Origin of the sequence: Gilliamella sp. Lep-s35, assembly GCF_009795845.1 — a bacterium.
In the GTDB taxonomy this organism is placed as follows: domain Bacteria; phylum Pseudomonadota; class Gammaproteobacteria; order Enterobacterales; family Orbaceae; genus Gilliamella.
Map to the genome: position 1 here is coordinate 1 of NZ_WTEX01000003.1, position 20,197 is coordinate 20,197.

The window sequence follows — 20,197 nt, forward strand, 5'->3', positions numbered from 1 at the left end:
CATAGAAGAATTCCTTTTAATAATGGACTCTTCTCTATTAGATCAAAGAACTCGCCAAAAAGCGAGTTCTTTGTCATCAATCTGAATAGAAAATAAAGCACTTATTTTCTATTTTTTATTTGAAATGAAAACTGGTTATTCTATATCGCCTTTAACCAAAGGCACGAATATTACCTCGCCCATATTTTTAGCTACAAAGCTATCGCCAACACGTTCAATTAGTTGCAAAACTTGTTTATTTTCGCCGACTGGAATCACTAATCGACCTTTATCGGCTAGCTGTTCTAATAGGCTTTGTGGTACTTCTGATGCGGCGGCGGTAACAATAATGCCATCAAATGGTCCACGCTCAGGCCAACCTAACCAACCATCACCATGACGCGTTGCAATGTTATGAATATCAAGTTGCTTTAAACGGCGCTTGGTATTCCATTGTAGGCTTTTTATTCGTTCTACTGAACAGACATTTTCAACTAATTTAGCTAAAACAGCAGTTTGATACCCTGACCCTGTGCCGATTTCAAGTACTTTGGAGTGAGGCTCTAATCTTAATAGCTCTGTCATTTTTGCCACAATATAAGGTTGAGAAATGGTCTGACCACTGCCAATTGGTAGTGGACGATTATCGTAAGCTTGGTGCGAAAGCGCTTCATCAACAAAATATTCCCGAGGAACACAGGCAATAGCATTTAAAACACGCTCATCTTTTATACCTTGTTGATGCAAGAATTTAATTAGGGATTGCATTTTTAAACTTTGCATTGGGCTACTCATTTTCTATTATTAATTCACGAATCACACTTGTTGCATAGCAACCTGATGACAAATAAAAATCAAGCTCAAGAGTGCAGCAATCTAACCATTGCCAATTAAGCTGATGTGCTCGTAACAATATGGATCGCCTTGCTGTTTCTACTCGCTCTTTTTTAAATAAATCATTAAATTCAGACCAAGCTTCTAAACATTTTTGCTCAAACTCTAGTGCTTTACACAAAGTACCGAGTGGGGAATCGCCTATCATAGGTGCTGTAATATTAAGTTCACCGCTATCTAAGCGCTGTTGTAACAGTGTTAATTCATCATCCTGTGCAACAAACCAACTATTGCGCTGTGCTAATTGTAATATATCGCCATCAAGCACGGTTTGCTGTAAATTTTGTGCAATTCGTTGGCTAACAATATCATTAAAAATTGCACTTCGTGCTGCTGAAAGATAAAAACTGCGTTTTTTGCGATCTTTTACCGAAATTTCACCTTTAGCCCAACTTATGGCTTGAGTAATATTATTTCCATCACGACCAAAACGCTGTTCGCTAAAATAATTAGGTACGCCGTGTTGTTTGATTAATGCTAATTTAGATTCGATTTTAGGTTGGTTACTTAAATCTCTTAAAATAATTTTAAAATAATTTCCCTTTAAAGCACCAATTTTTAATTTTTTATTATGCCGAGTAACATTTACTATTTCACAACCTGCTAAATCAAATGCCGAAAACTCAGGTGTTTGCTGGCCAGGCATATGTAAGCTAAACCACTGCTGAGTTACAGCGTGACGATCTTTCAATCCTGCATAACTTACTAACTTTGGCGAAATACCGACACATTTGGCCAACTGTTCGGCCACAAATAAGGTATTACAATCACGTTTTTGCAAAAAAACTAAAACATGCTCACCGTCGCCAGTTAGTTCAAAACCAAGATCTTCAGTAACGATAAAATCTTCGTATTGCTGTTTATATTGTCCTGTGGTGGTTGGTTTTCCGTATAAATAATTAAGTTGAGCTAACACCTGTATTACCTATTTTCAAATTTAATCTATTTGGGGCTTTTTGGTTAATAGCACGACGGCTTGACAAGCAATACCTTCTTTACGGCCTGTAAAACCTAATTGTTCAGTTGTTGTTGCTTTAACACTAATTTGATCAAAATGAACCTTTAGATCTTCAGCAATATTTACTCTCATCTGATCAACATGTGGCCGCATTTTTGGTTCTTGTGCAATAATTGTGGTATCTAAATTTACTAACTCATAGCCTTTTTTTTGAACAAGGGCATACACTTCTTTCAATAATATTCGACTATCGATGCCTTTATATTTTGGATCTGTATCAGGAAATAGCTTACCAATATCACCTAATGCTAACGCGCCAATCAACGCATCGGTAATGGCATGTAATACAACATCACCATCAGAATGAGCAACGAGACCATATTGATAAGGAATTTTTACGCCAGCAAGGGTTATTGGGCCCTCGCCACCAAATTTATGCACATCAAAACCTTGTCCTATTCTCATACTTTTACCTATTTGGAGTTTGCTTAGTTAAATAAAAAGTTGCTAAGGCTAAATCTTCAGGGCGAGTTATTTTTATATTATCTCGACGACACTCAACCAATAAAGGATGGCCACCACAATACTCAACGGCTGAAGCTTCATCAGTAATGGCAATACGGTCATTTAAAGCGTGTTGCAAACATGTTTTTAGTTCGCCTGCATTAAATAGTTGTGGCGTTGCCGCTCCCCATAAATAAGTTCGGTCTTGAGAATAATCAATAACTGTATCATTATCTTGATAAGCACGCTTAACCGTATCACTAATACGAGTAGCTAATATGCCACCTTGCTTTTTATTTGTTACCGTTTCAATCAGGCGCGTAATATCATCATGATCAACACAAGGCCTTGCTGCATCATGAACTAACGCCCACTGTTTATTATTTAATAACTGTAATCCTGCTAAGACAGAATCAGCTCGAGTTTCACCACCTAATGTAATTTTAATTTTATCATGCAAAGCGATCGAAAGGGTGTTAAATAGATGATCTTCAGGACTGATTACAACAATAACCTGAGTAATTTGAGGATGTGTTAATAATTTATGTAACGTATGTTCTAAAATCGTCTTTGAACCGATTTTTAGGTATTGTTTGGGAATTTGACTATTCATACGGCTACCAATTCCTGCTGCCGGCACAATAGCAATAATATTATTAAGGTTATTTACGTTATGCATTATTGTTTTTTTGTATCCGAATCAATAATAATTCGATAGAAAGATTCATTAGCTTTAACCATCCCTAGATGACTGCGTGCACGCTCTTCTATTGCTTCATAACCGCGTTGTAAATCGTTAATTTCAGCAAACATTTGCTCATTACGAGCCTTTAATTTTTCATTATCAGCACGCAAATTGACTAACATTTCGACATTATCTCGATAATCGTACACGTTATTTTTGCCATACCATAAACAATATTGTAGATAACCAAGCACAAGCAGTAATAATAGAGGAAGCTTCCATCTTGTCATTAGTTTAATATTATCCTTTATCTATATACATTTAACGGGTTTTGGCAAACCAGCAAGTTTAGTTGCTTGTTTAGCAGGACCGTCTGGAAACAACTTATACAAATAACGACTATTGCCCTTTTCTATACCAAATTTCTTTTCCATCGCTTTGACTAACGCACGTATCGCTGGCGAGGTTTTATATTCTAAGTAAAAATCACGAACAAATAAGATAACTTCCCAATGAGCATCGGTTAAATCAATGCCTTCTTTGGAGGCCAATTCAGGAACCAACTCAACCGTCCAATCCTGCCAATTTTTTAAATAACCTTTATCGTCGGTTTCTATCTGTTCTAACATTTTTTAAAGTACATTTATTTAATTTGCGTTGTATTATACTCAATTAATCAAAAACCAACACTAATTTTGATAACTAATGCACCATCAATTATTTGCCTTTATAAAATTTGATGAAATTTAAAGCAAACGATAAAAAATCTTAAAATAACTATTTACAAATAAGCAAGTCTCCTTTAATATTCACAGTCATTGCGGAAGTGTGGCTGAGCGGTTGAAAGCACCGGTCTTGAAAACCGGCGAGGGGCGACCCTCCCAGAGTTCGAATCTCTGCGCTTCCGCCATCTAATTCTTATGGTAAATTCCACAATACTCCCAAAAAGTCCATTTCGAGCTTTGACAGCAGGGGGTAAGTGGATTTTTTTTGCTTTCAATTTTATTATTAATTCTATACTCATCCAAAGTAATCCAAGACAATTCACGCTTAAAACGTCAACTAAAAAATACTCGAGCAGTTTTGTATTTTTCATTAGATACGATGCTCTCGTTTTGCATAATTCAATACATTAAAAAATGTTGGGAGATTATTCATAGCAAGGTTAATTGAAAAACTGACAACATTATCTGTGAAAAAATAAACACAGCAGGTGATTATAGTGATGGCGGCGAACTTTGGCTTCGCGTTAGGGATTCTCGGTTTAAATCTTGGCTGTTTCGCTTTAGCTTTGAAAAAAGCGTGGTGGTCCAAACTAAATCTGATAGACACGTATTACTTATCGGCATTTATTTTAACAAAATGTGTGTCTGATGAGAAAAATAATGCTCCAATTGATTTTCAGTAAGCACACATCCTTCTTGTGCCACTTTGGTTTCTAGCGCAATTAGGCGTTTTTTAAAACTTTCTAAATCGTGACGTAGCCAAATAGAGCGTACACCACTCCCTGACACCATGATGCCTTCTTGGCGGAGTTGATTGGCAACTCGATGTTGCCCATAAGCTGGATATTCATAGGCCATATTGACAACGGCTTGTTCTATATGTGGCTCTACCCGATTTTTTTCGATAGGCTTTTTGCGACTGATTTCTTGAAGCGCAAGCTCACCCCCTTGCTCATACAGTTTTTTAAAGCGATAATAGCTATCTCGACTGTATCCCATGACTTTGCAAGCTTGTTGAACGTTACCGAGTTGCTTAGCTAATTCTAAAAGTCCTAATTTAGGTTTAATGATTTTGGCAGTTTGATTCATTTCTGACTCTCCTTTTGTGTTATAAAATAACGCAAATGTCAGATTGAGTGAAGACTATTGCGCTTTTTTTATATAAATTTTTTATAACTTCAAAAAAAGATTGAAATCACACGCGGATTAGGTAAGGATAATTGGCAGTGATGTTTTTTTACCACATTATGTACACAAACATTGTGTAACAATAACTTAAGGGTTGATGCAATAAATAATAAGGAGTCAAGATGTTTAGTAAAGATATGGCTATTGCCGAGTACGATAAGGAACTTTGGGATGCGATAAAAGGTGAAGAGCAGCGTCAAGAAGATCATCTTGAATTGATCGCATCAGAAAATTACACCAGTCCACGCGTAATGCAAGCACAAGGTTCACAATTAACCAATAAATATGCCGAAGGTTATCCTGGTAAGCGTTATTATGGTGGTTGTGAATATGTTGATATTGTTGAAAAATTAGCAATTGAAAGGGCTAAGGCTCTATTTGGTGCTGATTATGCTAATGTGCAACCGCATTCAGGTTCACAAGCTAATTTTGCCGTATATATGGCGCTTTTAAATACAGGCGATACGGTTTTAGGTATGAATTTGTCTGAAGGTGGGCATTTAACGCACGGTTCGCCCGTTAGCTTTTCGGGCAAACTTTATCATATTGTGGATTATGGGGTTGATGATTTCGGGCGTATTGATTATGACAAGTTGGCTAAAACCGCCCAAGAATCTAAACCAAAAATGATTATTGGTGGGTTTTCGGCTTATTCTGGGGTAGTGGATTGGCAACGTATGCGTGAAATTGCCGATAGTGTGGGCGCTTATTTGTTTGTGGATATGGCGCATGTGGCAGGATTAGTTGCGGCAGGGGTTTATCCTAATCCCGTTCCTTATGCACATGTGGTAACAACAACAACGCATAAAACTCTTGGGGGGCCTCGTGGTGGTTTGATTTTGGCTAAAGGTGGCAGTGACGAGTTATATAAAAAGTTAAATTCTGCTGTCTTTCCTGGTGCACAAGGTGGGCCTTTAATGCATGTGATAGCAGCCAAAGCCGTTGCGTTAAAAGAGGCGATGGAGCCTGAGTATAAAATTTATCAACAACAAGTGGTGAAAAACGCTAAAGCTATGGTCGAGGTGATTTTACAACGTGGCTATAAAGTAGTTTCTGGCGAAACACAAAACCATCTGTTTTTAATTGATTTAGTCGATAAAAATATCACAGGTAAAGAAGCTGATGCGGCTTTAGGTAGTGCTAATATTACCGTTAATAAAAATAGTGTACCAAAAGATCCACAAAGTCCATTTGTAACATCAGGTGTGCGCATTGGTACGCCGGCTATTACTCGCCGAGGCTTTAAAGAAACCGAATCGCGAGATTTAGCTAATTGGATTTGTGATGTGTTAGATAATATCGATGACGAGCAAAACATCCAAGCAGTAAAAGAAAAGGTATTAGCTATTTGCCGACGTTTGCCAGTATATCAACATTGATTGTTGCTTAATTTCGCCGACAGCCGGTAATTGTCGGCGAAATGTTTTTCTTAGTTGGTTTTATTGTCAATATTGGCGTTTGTTTCAGTTTTATGCGGTATCTGTTCTTGTTTATGTGCCTCAATATAATGATCAAGGTAACCTTCATGCCATAACCAGCCCCCTGTAGCCCCAATACCTAGCAAAATAGCTAACCAAAAAATAATAGCGAGTTTGTGGTGACGCTGTTTCATTGGGTCATGCAAATTGCGTTTTGCATTGGTTGGGAGCTGTGCTTTGCTAGTGAGTAAGCCTCCTAGCAGTAAGTTGATTTTAACTTGTCCATTAATTGCCCAACCTGATGCTTCTAGTAATGGTCCAAGCGTTCTTCGACGTAATTTTAACCATGCCAAAATAACAGAAGGACCAGAAATTATCAGAAATAACCCAATAAAAACCAAAGGTACTTGCCACCAAGCCAATGCAAAAATGGCTTGAAAAATTGTGGCTAATGCTGTACCGATTGCACCAATTGCTAATCCAATTGCGGCAAAAATACCCATACTTTTGCCAATATCAAATTTGTTATTTGGGTTTTGTAGTGCTTGTTCACTTGATTTTTCAATGTTGGCATCTTTATTGCTTGCCCATTTGTTTATTTGTTCAGTAATTACGCGGCCCATTCGTTGATAAGGTGCACAAATTGCTTGTTGTATACTAATGGGTTTAGTAATAATTTTGACCACATTGGCATCCCAATCATTGCCTTTGTTGTCTATAAATACACCATTACGTCCTTCAATCAATAAGTCACCTTGCCCTGCTGTTATTGCTGCAGCAATAATCTGTTTTTGCCCGTTTCTTGTGCATTCACAATAAAGTAAGCAGAGCTCAGAATAGTTTGCCATTGCTGCGTGTTTGGCAATATTATCAACAGCAACACAAAGCGTAGCACAACGCCCATCTATATAGAGCTTTCCTAGCTGAAAGGCGGCTCGTGTTTTTAACGAAAAGAAGTCCGCAAAAGAGACAAAGTTAACCAGTAAGCGGTAAAGGTGTTTGTGAAATAGAACTAACTTTTCTAATACGATTATATCTGATGCAGATATCGGTGTTTTATTGTCTTGTTCAACCATTTGTTTAAATTGGTCAAGTAAGTTACTGTTGGCCAAATAAGCGATGGTACTATTGGGAATGTCTTCTATACTAGCAGATGGTTTTGTTGCAACAGTTAATTGCGCTATTTCGGGTTTGGCGCTGATTAGTGTGGCATAAGTTTTTAAATTTTGTTGAATATCTTGCCACTCTTGTTGGGTTAGTTGCTCGGGATTGGATAGCGATGATTCTACTAATGTTTTGAAGCGGCTAATTTTTGCTTTCCAAAGCGGGTTAAGCCCATTGACAAGATCAAGGGTATTGGTGTTGCCAATTTTTGATAAAGGTAATTCAGCTAAATCTTTGTCAGATAGTAGCCCATTTTGGGTAGGTACAATGAATTTTTCATCAACATTAAGCGAGGTTTGTGCTTGTGGTGCATATTGTGCAAGTTCAACACGTAAAAAATAATCATCAATTTTAGGTTTGAGTTGTCCAATTAATTTCCAAATTTCGGCACTATTTTCCTTAAATGGGGTTGGGGTATTGCTGATTTGCGTTTGCCACTGTAGCCATGTTTTTAGGTTATCGACAAAGGTGGTGGCAATGTTTAGATCAATGCCATCTTGCCCGCTCATATCTTTTTGCGCACCAGTGGTTTTGATAGCGGTTTGGATAAAGGTTTGCATGTCTGCTGATAATTCACTTGATGCAGGGAAGATTAAATCGCCGTTATAAAGTTTGTTTGCATTGCTTTTTATTGATTGTTTAATATCATCTTGCGTTAAGTAATTTACGTCGTTTTTATTTAAGCTAGCTAAAATGCTGTGAGCAGTGATTGATAGTTTTTTCCCTTGTGGGGTCGAAGTGTTAATTTCGGATAAAGGCAGGGTTTCACTTGACTGTAAAATACTATCAAACGAGGTTATTTTGTCTTGTGTCCAACTAATAGCATCGAGAATATCAGGAATACGAATACGTCCGTCTTTGTCTGTATCAAGTAAGGCTAAAGTCCGCTCATCAAAATCAAGCCCTGTAGTTGGGCAACTTAAAGCTACCCATAATTTAGGGTCTAAATCAGGTAAATTGATAATGTCATTGGCGTTTTTAAATACAACTTGATCAAGCCCACCGACACGCTGAAATGTCCATATGTGACTCATAATTATCCTCATATTAAAATCTAAATAATATTTTGCTAGCTAATATAAACAGTTTTTGTTTTTTTTAATAGGTCACAATGGTGATTTCTAATATTTGTGATACCTATTAGATTAACTTTGCTATTTGACTTAGTTGTCTTAGGCAACTTTATGATAGAATAGTGTTTTATTATTTAATATCCAAATAAAAACCAATAATATGTCATTAATTAATCTTACCAATGCTTACCTTTCATTTAGTGATGCACCACTGCTTGATCATATTGATATGTCTATTGAATCAAGCGAGCGTGTTTGTCTTGTTGGCCGTAATGGTGCTGGTAAGTCAACATTACTTAAAGTGTTAAATAAAGAAGTGCCATTAGATGAAGGGCAAATTATTTATGAAAATAATGTGATTGTGTCACGCTTACAACAAGATCCCCCTCGTGATGTGCAAGGTAATGTATTTGATTTTGTTGCTGAAGGTTTGCACGAACAAGCGCAATTGTTAAGAGATTATTACGATTTATCCCATCGTATTGAGCAAGATCCTAATGAAAGTAATTTAGCTAAATTAGCCAAACTACAAGAACAATTAGATCATCAAAACGGTTGGCAATTAGATAGCCGTATTCGTAATGTGATTTCTTCATTATCGCTTGATGGTGATGCACTGTTATCTTCGTTATCAGGTGGTTGGTTGCGTAAAGCGGCTTTAGCAAAGGCATTGGTTTGTCAGCCAACGGTATTATTGCTTGATGAACCAACCAACCATTTGGATATTGAGACCATTAAATGGCTAGAAGAGTTTTTAAAAAGCTTTAATGGCAGTATTGTGTTTATCTCTCATGATCGTTCGTTTATTCGTCAAATGGCAACGCGTATTATTGATTTAGATCGAGGACATATTTCGTCTTGGAGTGGTAATTACGATAATTATTTGTTAGGCAAAGAAGAAGCACTACGAGTTGAAGCGTTGCAAAATGCACAATTTGATAAAAAACTTGCCCAAGAAGAGGTCTGGATTCGGCAAGGTATTAAAGCTCGCCGCACACGCAACGAAGGGCGAGTTCGGGCATTAAAAGCAATGCGCCAAGAATATAATGAGCGTCGCCAAGTTATGGGCAATGCCAAAATGCAAATTGAAGAAGCACTACGTTCAGGGAAAATTGTTTTTGAACTTGATAATGTAACTTATCAAGTTGAAGATAAGTTACTCGTGAATAATTTTAATGTGCAAGTATTGCGTGGCGATAAGATAGCACTGATTGGCCCTAATGGTATTGGTAAAACAACGTTACTTAAATTGATGTTAGGTAATTTAGAGCCAACATCAGGTAGTGTGCATTGTGGTACAAAGCTTGAGGTTGCTTATTTTGACCAATATCGTCTCGAACTTGATCCTGAAAAAACGGTGATGGATAATTTAGCCGAAGGCAAGCAAGAGGTCATGGTTAATGGCCGATCACGTCATGTATTGGGGTATTTGCAAGACTTTTTGTTTCCACCTAAACGTGCCAGAACACCAGTGCGGGCACTATCTGGTGGAGAGCGTAATCGTTTATTGCTAGCTAAGCTATTTTTAAAACCAAGTAATTTATTAGTACTTGATGAACCTACCAATGATCTTGATATTGAAACACTCGAATTATTAGAAGAGTTAGTCAATGATTATCAAGGAACGGTTCTATTAGTTAGTCACGATCGGCAATTTGTTGATAATGTGGTTACCCAATGCTGGTTTTTTGAAGAAGAAGGGCGTATTGGTATTTATGCTGGTGGTTATGCCGATGCACTGCAACAACAGCAGCAAGCACAGCCGGTTAAGTTAACAGCAGTCAACAATGTCGAACAACCTAAGAAAGAATTAAGTACAGCTAATCATCAAAATAATAAACCAACCGCTAAAAAAAAGGTTAAGCTGAGTTATAACGAACAACGAGAGCTGGCGCAATTACCAAATAAGCTAGAGCAGTTAGAAAGTGACATTGCCGATTTACAGCAGCAAGTTAGTAATAGTGACTTTTTTAATCAATCACATGAGGTAACTAACGGCATATTGCAAATGTTAGCAGACAAAGAAGCCGAGCTAGAAGCCGTATTTGAAAGATGGGAGCAGTTAGAGTCTTTAAAAAGCTAAATAGCGTCACGATTTATTGTCGAGGGATGTCTATTGAGTCGCTCGGCTATTTTCTTATTCTTTCAGGATTGTAATAATTCGAAAATCTGGTACCATTCCTTCCGAGAAAGGTGATTATAATGCTAGCAATCTCCAAACTGTGGTGGTGCGAAGTAGCTAGTATAAATTGCCTGTCTATTTTCTTTGCTCCACCGAGTTTAAAATTGCATTCATGTTTTAATCCAGGATAAGGGAAAAGAAAATTACCCCCCCCACAAGGTGTTTTATTTACTAAAGTAGAAGATGGAGTTTTTAAAAGATATGAATGAATTTGAATATTACATTATTGATCGAGCAGGCGATAAAGCCTACCCTTTGATTGGCCCTCAAGATGATTCTTTCCATACAATGATGTACCCAAGAACAAGAACAAGAATTGAAAATCCAGAAATGACCAATTTTAAGTATTGCGAACCCATTCCAAGAAAACCGGTCATTAGCGATTATTTTTCCGAACCGGAAAGCATTGTATCCAAAAAAATAGCCGAGGTATTAGCACCGTTAGATATTAAAGGCATACAGCTTATCCCTGCCGAAATAGAGACCCATACGGGCGATATTTTAGAAGATTATTTTTATATTCATATCTATAACTACCTTAAAGCGGTCGATCGGGAAAAATCTAAATGCGACGCAGACCCCTATGATCCGGATTTGTTAGATTGGATTGATCGATTTGAATTAGACCGCAAAGTATTGGAAAAAATCCCACTAGAAGAACGTTTAGTATTTAAACTTATAGAATTCACAACTATACATCTTTATCATAAATCAGTAGTTGACGCCATTATGGCGGTAAACCCCCAAGGTGTTTTATTTACTAAAGTAGAAGATTGGTATTTTTAAGGGATATTTAAATTTTTTTTCCTATATAACGAACAACCACCGAAACTATTTTAACGAAAGTAAAATTTACAACCCTTTAAATTAAAATAAAATATAGAAAATTATTATAAGGAAAAAGTAAAGCCATAATTGTTATTAAGTTAAGCAGTCGGCTGCTTAACTTAATTATCCAAATTATTTATAAAATTCAATCCGCTATTTTGTTGTTACCTAAGGCTGTTATTTTAGATATGCTTAGTTAAAAAACAACCAATTTCTTGTTGCGATTTGAGTGTTCTTATATTCTGTAGGATTTCTGATGCTTCGGTGTAATGCTGTTTTAAGTAGGCAAGCCACTGTTTGATGCGTGCAGAGTGATACAAAGGTTTAACGTCATCAATCGATGCGGTTGCATAGCGGATTAATATTGCCATTACTTGTTGCCAATTTAATGCAGGTTGTTTAGTTAGAATCATGTTGGCCAAATTGGGAATGGTTAAAATGCCTCGCCCTAGCATAATGTCGTTCGTTTGGCTTTGATTTATGCAATTTTCTGCATCTTCAATAGTAAAAATTTCGCCATTGGCAATAACGGGAATGTTTAATTGTTGTTTGATTTGGCCAATTGTTTGCCAGTCTATTTTTTCAGCTTTGTAGCCGTCTTCTTTGGTTCTACCGTGAATAATGATTTCATTGGCGCCCGCATGTTCAATTGCGCTTGCGATGTCGTGACAATGCGATTTGTTATTCCAACCTAAGCGAATTTTGACCGATAATTGGTGTGATTTTCCTATTGCTTGCCTTACTTGGCTGACTATATTAAATATCTGTTCTGGATACTGTAATAAATAAGCGCCACCGTGATTGCCCACCACTGTTTTGGCTGGGCAACCAAAATTGATGTCGATACCGTAAGATCCTAATTCAATGGCTTTTATGGCGTTTTCTGCCATCCATTCGGGGGATTGTCCTAAAATTTGGACACGAATAGGTGTGCCTGATTGGGTTTTTCCATTATGGTAAAGTTCAGGGCAAAGGCGGTAAAAAGTTCGATTAGATAATTTGTGATGCGTCACTCTAACAAATTCAGTCACACAATAATCAAATTGGTTAATTTCGGTTAGTAGTTGTCTTACTTGATAATCAAGTACGCCTTCCATAGGTGCTAAAATAATTCGATTAATTTTCATTGAGAAACCTGATTGGTATTGCCATTGCTACAAACACGGCAATTAGGGTGTTTGGTGACTTTAATTTGGTTAAATTCCATTGTCATTGTGTCAATCATTAATAGACGTCCAGTTAATGGCTTTCCATATTGAGTGAGCACTTTTATGGCTTCTAAGGCTTGCATTGAGCCAAACATGCCAACTAGTGGCGCCATGACTCCTGTTTCAACACAAGTAAGCTGCTTTTTACCAAATAAGTGGCTTAGACAATGATAACAAGGTTCATTGGGTTGGTAAGTAAATACGCTTAGTAACCCTTCCATTCGAATAGCCGCTCCAGAAACTAGCGGTTTTTTTACTTGAAAACAGCAATGGTTAATTTGTTCTCGTGTTGCTAAGTTATCAGTACAGTCGATGATAATGTCATGTTGTTTGATAAGCGATATCAGGGCGTTGTCGTCAAGTTGTTTATTTATTGTGTCAATCAATATGCTGGTATTAATATTGACTAAGGCTTGTTTTGCAATGTCGACTTTGTATTGATTGATGGCATTTTCTGTATATAAAATCTGCCGATTTAAGTTAGATTTTGATACCGTGTCAAAATCTACTAATGTTAATTTGCCTAAACCTGAAGCCGCTAAATAGAGCGATGCACCGCAACCAAGTCCACCTAAACCAATGATCAGTGCTGAACTGTTTTTTAATATTTGTTGTTTATCAATATCGAAATCACGTAATGTGATTTGTCTATCATAACGAAACAATTCTTGATCAGTAAGCTTTAGCATATTAAAGGAATGATGATTAATATTTAATATTCATTATAGCAGAAACTTGTAACAAGAAGATGCCAAGATAATAATATTATTTGTTTATGCTCATAATCAATATGTAAATCCCCCATTTTTAGTACAAAACTTACGTAAAAAACTACATCGCCTATTTGGTGTTTTATATTCATGGGAGTGATATTATTTAATACCATATGCACTTTTTGGCGTTATAAATAGAAAGTTCTAGATAGACGCTCAGCCTTGAAATATGACATTTTGCTCGCATAGATTTTTTATAACGTTTAGCTAAATCAGTGACAGTTATTTTTCTTTCCGATATCGGTACTACATTTCTTGTCTGTAATAGGGTGTTAGTTTTTTATGTATATTCATTACAGTAGTTTCTAAAACAGATGTAAACAAAGCGAGTAATTTCTACAAATAAGTTAATTTTACTATCAATTCTAAAAGCTAGTTTATAAATAAAATTTTTTATTTATTTTTTTATACTTTTTATATAAAAAGTTTTAATCTTTCTTGTGTTTTACTAATAAATGCCTATCATAATCTAGTTTCGCTTATTGATTTTATATGTTTTAAGAGGGCTTTTATGGCAGATCATAATTTAGAAAATAGCCTAAGGAAAGATCTTGGTCTAATTTCAGCATTATCATTGGTTGTTGGAATGGTTTTGGGGGCAGGAGCATTTATGAAACCACCATCAGTATTAGAAGTTACTGGTGATTATAATTATGCATTATTAGCATGGATAATAGGTGGTGCTATATCGATTTGTGGTGGCTTGACACTGTGTGAACTTGGTGTCATGTTTCCAAAAACAGGAGGGATGCTAGTTTATTTAGAAAAAATCTATGGCGCTAAATTAGCTCATCTTTATGGATGGATGATTACAGTTATTTTTGCCCCTTCTTTAGTTGGTGCATTAGTAGGTTATTTTAGTTCAGTATTTTGTTTATTGTTTAATATTAATGATGTTTATCGAATGGCAGTAAGTGCTGGAGTTTTAGGTTTTATCGCCTCTATTAATGCTATTGGTATAAGAGAGGCTGGTTATTTACAGACGATTGCTACAGTTTGTAAACTTATTCCTATATTGTTGTTAGCTATATTTGGATTATGTGAAGGTAATGGTCAAGTCGCATTATTCACTGCTAGTGGGCAAGGTATTGAAACGTATGCGCCTTTTGCTGTGGCTATTTTGGCAACTCTCTTTGCTTATGATGGTTGGGCACAAGTTGCATCAGTAGCTGGTGAGATAAATAATCCATCAAAAGTATTACCTAAAGCAATTATTTTTGGCATTATTTTTCTTGTAGTGGTTTATGCTTGTATTAATATTGCATTATTTAAAATTTTCCCTGTGCAAGAGATGGTTTCTCTTGGTCATGATGCATCATCCGTTGCTTCACAACGTATGTTTGGCCATTTTGGAGGGAATTTAGTTGCTGTTGGTATTATGATTTCGATTCTGGGCGGCATTAATGGCTATATTATGACGCTATCTCGTACTATATTTAGTATGGCTGAGCGGGGAACTATCATTGGAGCGCGTTATTTAAGTACTATTGATGATGATAGCCGTTCACCTGTTAATGCAATTATTGTTTTAGTTATTTTTTCTTTTTTGTATTCAACGCTTCTTGATGCAGATCGCTTATCAGAAATCTCAATGTTTTCTATCTGGGTATTTTATTTATTAACATTTATCGGAGTGATGATCGCTCGCAAAAAATATCCAGATGTACCAAGGCCTTATAAAGTTATTAGTTACCCAATAATTCCTATTATTGCAATGTTGGGTTCCATTTACGTTATTTATGGTATGTTAGTTTACCAAACTATAAATGGCATTGCCTCTATCGTACTAACTTTAATTGGTTTACCTTTGTATTATTATTACTATCATAAAAATAAAAATACTGAGCTTTCTTTGGGCGAAATGAAAAGCTATAAAGTAAAAAAAATGAAGATTATTGCTGTTTCAAGCATTATTATTGTAAGTCTTCTTATTGCTTATGGCGTTTTTATTAGCAGCTAAGATAAGCATAAAAATTAAAGAAGCTTTATGAAAAAATGCCAGACAAATTATCTGGCATAAGATTTCTAGTAACTACAAATATATTTTAATCGGCAATTTTTTTAGGTTTAAAAGCGTAATTAAATATTACTAATAGTGCAAAGATGGCAATAACAATGCCCATAATGATCTCTTTATTGAACCATTTGGCCATATTACCCAAAATAATACCGATACCACAAAAATCCACATCAGAAAATGTCGTGTTTGAAAAGCCTAATGAACCTAATACTGGCAATAAAAGAACTGGTAAGAATGTCACTAATAGACCATTAGCAAATGCACCAATCATTGCACCGCGGCGCCCACCCATCGCATTACCAAACACTCCAGCGGTTGCACCACAGAAAAAATGAGGAACAACACTCGGTAGTATAAGTACTGTGTTTAATTTACCTAACACAAATAAACCGATTAGGCCACCGATAAAGCTAAATAGAAAACCGATTAAAACTGCATTTGGCGCATATGGGAAAACAACAGGACAATCTAAAGCGGGTTTAGCATTTGGCACTAATTTTTCTGAAAAACCCGTAAAAGCAGGTACTATTTCAGCAAGGATAAGCCTAACACCTTGTAGAATAATGAAAACCCCAGCAGCAAAGGTAATTGCTTGTATGATTGCATAAACAAGATAATTATCGCCTTTACTTAATGTTTCTTGGACATAATCAGAACCGGCAAATATGGCAAGAATTAGATAAATAATCATCATAGTTAATGAGATAGAAATTGAGCTATCTCTTAAAAAGCTTAAATTTTTAGGTAAATTCATATCTTCCGTTGAACGAGAATTTTTACCGAATAATTTACCAAGATAACCTGCTAGTACATATCCTAAAGTTCCAAAGTGGCCAAATGCGACATCATCATTTCCTGTAATTTTACGCATTTGTGGTTGAGCTAAAGCAGGGAAGAAAGCCATAATAAGGCCAAGAACTAATGAGCCTGTTAATATTAGTTGCCAGTTTTCAAAACCAGCTACAGTTAGGATAATACTAATCATACAAGCCATGTAAAAAGTATGGTGCCCAGTTAAAAATATAAATTTTAAACGGGTAAACCGCGCAACAATAATATTTGCCACCATACCAAATGCCATAATTAAAGCTGTTGCTGTGCCATACTTAGTTAATGCCAAAGAAACAATCGCTTCATTATTAGGAATAATTCCTTGTAATTTAAAAGCTTGTTCAAACATCATACCTAATGGAGTAATTGCGCTGATAAGTACAGTTGCACCGCCACTTAATACCAAAAAACCTAAAATAGTTTTAACTGTACCTTTTACTGTATCGGCAAATGATTTACGTTGAACGATAAGCCCTGCCATAGCAATAAAACCAACTAATATAGCTGGCGTTTTTAGAATATCAACAATAAATTTTATTATTTCTTGAATCATAGCAACACCTCATAATTTGATTAGTGTTTTGCAAAATATTCAACGAGTTTTGCCTCTAAGTCGTTGATATCAATAATATTGTTTAATACTACTAATTTATCATCAGCAATGCCTGAACTAGCGGCTAAATCTTTAGTCATCACAAATAGATCAGCCTGATCGGGTGTTGCTGATGCCAAATCAGCATGTGTTACTTCAGCATCAATATTTAGTTTTTTTATGACTTTTTTAATATTCATTTCAACCATAAAACTACTACCAAGACCTGAACCACAAACAGCCATAATTTTCATTTTGTTTATCCTTTTGTTGAGTTTAATTTAATAGTTATTGATAACAGACAATATTTGAGCTGAGGTTTGTGCCTTAAAAATTTTTTGCATATCACTTGCCTCACCAAACAGTGCAGCCAATTGAGTTAATATTTCAATGTGGCTAGTATTATCATTCGCTGCTAATAAAGTAATTAAATAAACGGGATCGTTTTCTTGAGAGTTAAATTTAACGCCTTGTTTGACCAATAACATGGATAAACCTAATTGGTTTACACCTTGTTCTGGTCTGGCATGAGGCATAGCAATACCTGGTGCCAATACATAATAAGGTCCAATTGATTCATGTAACTCAATAATAGAATTAATATAATTTGGTGTAATAGTGTTATTTTCTAATAATGGAGCAGCACAAAGTTGTATTGCCTCTTTCCAATTGCTGATCGAATCAACAATTTTGACTGTTTTACTGGTTAACCATGTTTCTAACATTTTACCTCCATTAAAACTGTTATTATTAATAATGATTAATAAGTTAACATACTGAGTAATAATAGATATTAAAAAACAATAGAAATGTGATAGCGCTATCAAAGTTAATATAAAATTTATCTGTTTTGTGATACAGATAACATTTTTAATGAATGGATAAAAAATATTTTTTAGAGTGCTAATATTATATCGATAATAATGATTAAAAAACAGCTTAAACAATCTCCCTCTTGATTGATAGCCATACTTAAATTCATTTCACAGTTTTTGAATAAATAACCAGTAAATGACACACAAAATTCACTTGATTGTGCGCATGAAGTTTGTGAAAAACACCTTTACCATGATGATATAAAACAAGATTTCATTAACAATGTTGATGGTTTCGCCACGCGCATTGTAAATCAAGTGGAAAGCAGAGCGATGAGTTATGAACAAGGCTCAGAAGCGATAAAATCTGAAGAAAAGAGTTTATTGGCTCAAAGCCTGCACTGGGTAGGTCGGGGACTAAGTGTTTTAGGTGGTTTTGGCTTGATGAGGATGGGGGTTGCAATGTGCTCAACTGGTGGGGGTTGTATACTTGGCTCATATGTAGTAGCGCATGGAGTTAATAGTATTCAAGAAGGGATAACCGATGAAGATGGCTTTTTAAAATCAGTGTATCAAAATGCGGCTGAAGAATTGGGAATGTCTAAAGAGGCAGGTTCTTTGGCTTATGATTTAGTTGATATCGGTATATCCGTACATGGTAAACTTAAATTAGTTCCTAAAATTGATAAAAGTTTTGCAATTAATCAATACAATCGTGCTAATCCAGCTAAATTCAAATTATTTCATTATGTGTAGGAAAACACCGAGTTGTTTACACTTCATGGTTAAAATGATCCTCTAAAAACTCATAAGGCGTTTCCCCTGAAATCGCTTTATGCTTTATGCGGTTTAACGGTATTATTGATAATAATTACGTTTATTCCATATCTTTAGCTAGATATTTTTGGCAATTATTATTAATTAATAGAAATAATCCAATGAATGCGCCTAAACAAAATAATCCAACCACATAAATAGCGGGTGCCATTTTACTGACGAAATCACTAAGAAATGAAATCAGTAAAGGCGTTATGCCTCCAGCAATAGCATAAGCCATATTGAATGAAAAAGAGACTCCACTATAACGAATTTGTGCAGGAAACACTTTAACCATAAAATAAGAAAAAGAACCAACTATACCTATACTAAATCCTGTCAGCGAGTAAGTAATAAATAAAATATGAGGATTGTCTAACGAAAAATAAAAGATAATGATCATAATCGCAGCAATAAAACATCCAATAAACAAAACATTGCCTATAGAAAATTTATCCATCATCATGCCATAGAAAGTACAGCTTATAATTAAGCCAATAATTGCTAATATATTACTCTGCAACGCATCAATCGGTGAATAAGCAAACTGTTTTTGTAACAAAATTGGCGTCATGAGCATGATCACCATGATACCCGCAGAAAGTACCCACGTGAGTAGCATTGATAAAATGGTTTGAGGTAAGTATTGCGTTAATACTGTTATAACAGGTATTTTTTTAGATAATTCTTGTTGTTTACGTTTTTGAATTTCAAGAAAAATTGGTGTTTCTTTTAACCAACGACGTAAATACATTGCAATCAATCCAAAGATACCACCAATAATAAATGGAATACGCCAGCCCCAATCAATCATCTGTTCAGAAGATAAAAATTTATTCATAGCTGTTGAAACTAATGAACCGAGTAAAATGCCTAGACTTAAACCACTTGTTAAAATACCACAAGCTAAGCCAATTTTATTTTTTGGTACATGTTCAGCAACAAAAGTCCAAGCTCCAGGTACTTCACCGCCTACAGCTAGACCTTGACATAAGCGCATAAGTAAAAGTAATAAAGGAGCCAAAATACCAATATTTGTGTAAGTGGGTAAACAACCTATAAATAGTGTGGGTAATGCCATAAACAATATGCTTAGTGTAAACATTCTTTTGCGGCCTAAACGATCACCAAAGTGTGCCATAACAATTCCACCCAATGGGCGTATTAAATATCCTGCTGCAAAAATACCAAATGTTTGCACTTGGCTTAACCAAGCAGGCGTATCATTTGGGAAAAAAAGATGGCTAATAGTCATTGAAAAAAAGATAAAAATAATAAAGTCATAAAATTCTAATGCTCCACCTAATGCAGAAAGCGTCAATGTTTTATAGTCCTGAGTATTTAAGGTTCTTGTCGGTATGTGAGTTAATACATTTGACATGGTTATTCCTGTAAATTTTTATTTACAAATCGTTTGATATTCTGAACTACTATACCTTAACTAAGGTTTTTTTAAAGAATATATTCACTCAAACAATAAATTCAATTTAATCTCGATGTCATTGCATAATGATTGAAGCATATCTTTAAAACTAGCACAAATG

18 protein-coding genes, 1 tRNA gene and 1 pseudogene are annotated in these 20,197 nt (G+C 35.5%); 6 read left to right on the top strand and 14 right to left on the bottom strand.

Going from position 1 to position 20,197, the window contains the following annotated elements:
- Positions 1 to 135 precede the first annotated feature (135 nt).
- From GQ590_RS01580 to GQ590_RS01605, 6 genes are read right to left on the bottom strand one after another with little or no spacing between them, the layout of a single operon-like run.
- On the bottom strand, positions 136 to 762 hold the full coding sequence (locus tag GQ590_RS01580; protein WP_160406238.1) for a protein-L-isoaspartate(D-aspartate) O-methyltransferase: 627 nt from the start codon (positions 760 to 762) through the stop codon (positions 136 to 138).
- A 4-nt stretch (positions 763 to 766) separates the two neighbouring features.
- Entirely contained in the window at positions 767 to 1,789 is a 1,023-nt protein-coding gene (gene truD / locus GQ590_RS01585) for a tRNA pseudouridine(13) synthase TruD (RefSeq protein ID WP_337189565.1), read from the bottom strand.
- Positions 1,790 to 1,810: 21 nt separating this feature from the next.
- Entirely contained in the window at positions 1,811 to 2,296 is a 486-nt protein-coding gene (gene ispF / locus GQ590_RS01590) for a 2-C-methyl-D-erythritol 2,4-cyclodiphosphate synthase (RefSeq protein ID WP_160406237.1), read from the bottom strand.
- Between the two features lie 4 nt (positions 2,297 to 2,300).
- Positions 2,301 to 3,014 carry a 2-C-methyl-D-erythritol 4-phosphate cytidylyltransferase gene (gene ispD, locus GQ590_RS01595; RefSeq protein ID WP_160406236.1) on the bottom strand — a complete coding sequence of 238 codons (714 nt, stop codon included), beginning with the start codon at positions 3,012 to 3,014 and terminating at the stop codon, positions 2,301 to 2,303.
- On the bottom strand, positions 3,014 to 3,310 hold the full coding sequence (ftsB, locus tag GQ590_RS01600) for a cell division protein FtsB (protein WP_160406235.1): 297 nt from the start codon (positions 3,308 to 3,310) through the stop codon (positions 3,014 to 3,016). Before ftsB ends, ispD begins: the two co-directional genes overlap by 1 nt.
- A 21-nt stretch (positions 3,311 to 3,331) precedes the next feature.
- On the bottom strand, positions 3,332 to 3,649 hold the full coding sequence (locus tag GQ590_RS01605; RefSeq protein ID WP_160406234.1) for a TusE/DsrC/DsvC family sulfur relay protein: 318 nt from the start codon (positions 3,647 to 3,649) through the stop codon (positions 3,332 to 3,334).
- 193 nt (positions 3,650 to 3,842) lie between these two features.
- Here GQ590_RS01605 and GQ590_RS01610 point away from each other — a divergent pair.
- Positions 3,843 to 3,930 (top strand) — tRNA-Ser (locus GQ590_RS01610).
- A 481-nt stretch (positions 3,931 to 4,411) separates the two neighbouring features.
- Here the strand turns inward: GQ590_RS01610 and GQ590_RS01615 are convergent.
- Positions 4,412 to 4,834: pseudogene (locus GQ590_RS01615) on the bottom strand (helix-turn-helix domain-containing protein); the annotation flags it as partial.
- Between the two features lie 221 nt (positions 4,835 to 5,055).
- On the opposite strand from GQ590_RS01615, the gene glyA reads away from it, so the two are divergent.
- On the top strand, positions 5,056 to 6,312 hold the full coding sequence (gene glyA, locus GQ590_RS01620) for a serine hydroxymethyltransferase (protein WP_160406233.1): 1,257 nt from the start codon (positions 5,056 to 5,058) through the stop codon (positions 6,310 to 6,312).
- A gap of 50 nt (positions 6,313 to 6,362) precedes the next feature.
- Here the strand turns inward: glyA and GQ590_RS01625 are convergent, their stop codons facing one another.
- The gene (locus GQ590_RS01625; protein WP_160406232.1) at positions 6,363 to 8,549 is read right to left on the bottom strand and encodes a MerC domain-containing protein; all 2,187 of its coding nucleotides are present in this window, start codon (positions 8,547 to 8,549) and stop codon (positions 6,363 to 6,365) included.
- A gap of 199 nt (positions 8,550 to 8,748) precedes the next feature.
- Here GQ590_RS01625 and GQ590_RS01630 point away from each other — a divergent pair, with 199 nt between their 5' ends.
- A complete protein-coding gene (locus tag GQ590_RS01630; RefSeq protein ID WP_160406231.1) occupies positions 8,749 to 10,671 on the top strand; it encodes an ABC transporter ATP-binding protein in 1,923 nt (640 codons plus the stop codon).
- Positions 10,672 to 10,971: 300 nt separating this feature from the next.
- Entirely contained in the window at positions 10,972 to 11,556 is a 585-nt protein-coding gene (locus GQ590_RS01635; protein WP_160406230.1) for a DUF1629 domain-containing protein, read from the top strand.
- A 224-nt stretch (positions 11,557 to 11,780) separates the two neighbouring features.
- On the opposite strand, the gene dusC is transcribed toward GQ590_RS01635, so the two are convergent.
- The gene (gene dusC, locus GQ590_RS01640; protein ID WP_160406229.1) at positions 11,781 to 12,725 is read right to left on the bottom strand and encodes a tRNA dihydrouridine(16) synthase DusC; all 945 of its coding nucleotides are present in this window, start codon (positions 12,723 to 12,725) and stop codon (positions 11,781 to 11,783) included.
- On the bottom strand, positions 12,722 to 13,495 hold the full coding sequence (locus GQ590_RS01645) for a molybdopterin-synthase adenylyltransferase MoeB (RefSeq protein WP_160406228.1): 774 nt from the start codon (positions 13,493 to 13,495) through the stop codon (positions 12,722 to 12,724). The genes dusC and GQ590_RS01645 overlap by 4 nt, the downstream gene beginning before the upstream one ends.
- Before the next feature lie 595 nt (positions 13,496 to 14,090).
- On the opposite strand from GQ590_RS01645, the gene GQ590_RS01650 reads away from it, so the two are divergent.
- Positions 14,091 to 15,539, top strand: a complete 1,449-nt coding sequence (locus GQ590_RS01650) for an APC family permease (RefSeq protein WP_160406227.1) — start codon at positions 14,091 to 14,093, stop codon at positions 15,537 to 15,539.
- Positions 15,540 to 15,624: 85 nt separating this feature from the next.
- On the opposite strand, the gene GQ590_RS01655 is transcribed toward GQ590_RS01650, so the two are convergent.
- From GQ590_RS01655 to GQ590_RS01665, 3 genes are read right to left on the bottom strand one after another with little or no spacing between them, the layout of a single operon-like run.
- Positions 15,625 to 16,983: a PTS ascorbate transporter subunit IIC gene (locus tag GQ590_RS01655; RefSeq protein ID WP_160406226.1), complete on the bottom strand. Its 1,359-nt coding sequence runs from the start codon at positions 16,981 to 16,983 to the stop codon at positions 15,625 to 15,627.
- Positions 16,984 to 17,003: 20 nt separating this feature from the next.
- Entirely contained in the window at positions 17,004 to 17,276 is a 273-nt protein-coding gene (locus GQ590_RS01660) for a PTS sugar transporter subunit IIB (protein WP_160406225.1), read from the bottom strand.
- 27 nt (positions 17,277 to 17,303) lie between these two features.
- A complete protein-coding gene (locus GQ590_RS01665; protein ID WP_160406224.1) occupies positions 17,304 to 17,747 on the bottom strand; it encodes a PTS sugar transporter subunit IIA in 444 nt (147 codons plus the stop codon).
- A 423-nt stretch (positions 17,748 to 18,170) separates the two neighbouring features.
- Between GQ590_RS01665 and GQ590_RS01670 the strand changes: the two genes are divergently transcribed.
- Complete coding sequence (locus GQ590_RS01670; RefSeq protein WP_160406223.1) at positions 18,171 to 18,593, top strand: DUF4225 domain-containing protein; 423 nt, start codon at positions 18,171 to 18,173, stop codon at positions 18,591 to 18,593.
- Between the two features lie 121 nt (positions 18,594 to 18,714).
- Here GQ590_RS01670 and GQ590_RS01675 read toward each other — a convergent pair whose 3' ends face one another.
- The gene (locus GQ590_RS01675; protein ID WP_160406222.1) at positions 18,715 to 20,034 is read right to left on the bottom strand and encodes an MFS transporter; all 1,320 of its coding nucleotides are present in this window, start codon (positions 20,032 to 20,034) and stop codon (positions 18,715 to 18,717) included.
- Between the last annotated feature and the right edge of the window lie 163 nt (positions 20,035 to 20,197).

Coding starts and splice junctions, on each gene's coding strand:
- ispD (WP_160406236.1), bottom strand. CDS start 3,014: ATGCATAACGTAAATAACCTTAATAATATTATTGCTATTGTGCCGGCA.
- ispF (WP_160406237.1), bottom strand. CDS start 2,296: ATGAGAATAGGACAAGGTTTTGATGTGCATAAATTTGGTGGCGAGGGC.
- GQ590_RS01635 (WP_160406230.1), top strand. CDS start 10,972: ATGAATGAATTTGAATATTACATTATTGATCGAGCAGGCGATAAAGCC.
- dusC (WP_160406229.1), bottom strand. CDS start 12,725: ATGAAAATTAATCGAATTATTTTAGCACCTATGGAAGGCGTACTTGAT.
- GQ590_RS01655 (WP_160406226.1), bottom strand. CDS start 16,983: ATGATTCAAGAAATAATAAAATTTATTGTTGATATTCTAAAAACGCCA.
- GQ590_RS01645 (WP_160406228.1), bottom strand. CDS start 13,495: ATGCTAAAGCTTACTGATCAAGAATTGTTTCGTTATGATAGACAAATC.
- GQ590_RS01660 (WP_160406225.1), bottom strand. CDS start 17,276: ATGAAAATTATGGCTGTTTGTGGTTCAGGTCTTGGTAGTAGTTTTATG.
- GQ590_RS01605 (WP_160406234.1), bottom strand. CDS start 3,649: ATGTTAGAACAGATAGAAACCGACGATAAAGGTTATTTAAAAAATTGG.
- glyA (WP_160406233.1), top strand. CDS start 5,056: ATGTTTAGTAAAGATATGGCTATTGCCGAGTACGATAAGGAACTTTGG.
- GQ590_RS01625 (WP_160406232.1), bottom strand. CDS start 8,549: ATGAGTCACATATGGACATTTCAGCGTGTCGGTGGGCTTGATCAAGTT.
- GQ590_RS01580 (WP_160406238.1), bottom strand. CDS start 762: ATGCAAAGTTTAAAAATGCAATCCCTAATTAAATTCTTGCATCAACAA.
- GQ590_RS01630 (WP_160406231.1), top strand. CDS start 8,749: ATGTCATTAATTAATCTTACCAATGCTTACCTTTCATTTAGTGATGCA.
- GQ590_RS01675 (WP_160406222.1), bottom strand. CDS start 20,034: ATGTCAAATGTATTAACTCACATACCGACAAGAACCTTAAATACTCAG.
- GQ590_RS01665 (WP_160406224.1), bottom strand. CDS start 17,747: ATGTTAGAAACATGGTTAACCAGTAAAACAGTCAAAATTGTTGATTCG.
- ftsB (WP_160406235.1), bottom strand. CDS start 3,310: ATGACAAGATGGAAGCTTCCTCTATTATTACTGCTTGTGCTTGGTTAT.
- GQ590_RS01670 (WP_160406223.1), top strand. CDS start 18,171: ATGAGTTATGAACAAGGCTCAGAAGCGATAAAATCTGAAGAAAAGAGT.
- GQ590_RS01650 (WP_160406227.1), top strand. CDS start 14,091: ATGGCAGATCATAATTTAGAAAATAGCCTAAGGAAAGATCTTGGTCTA.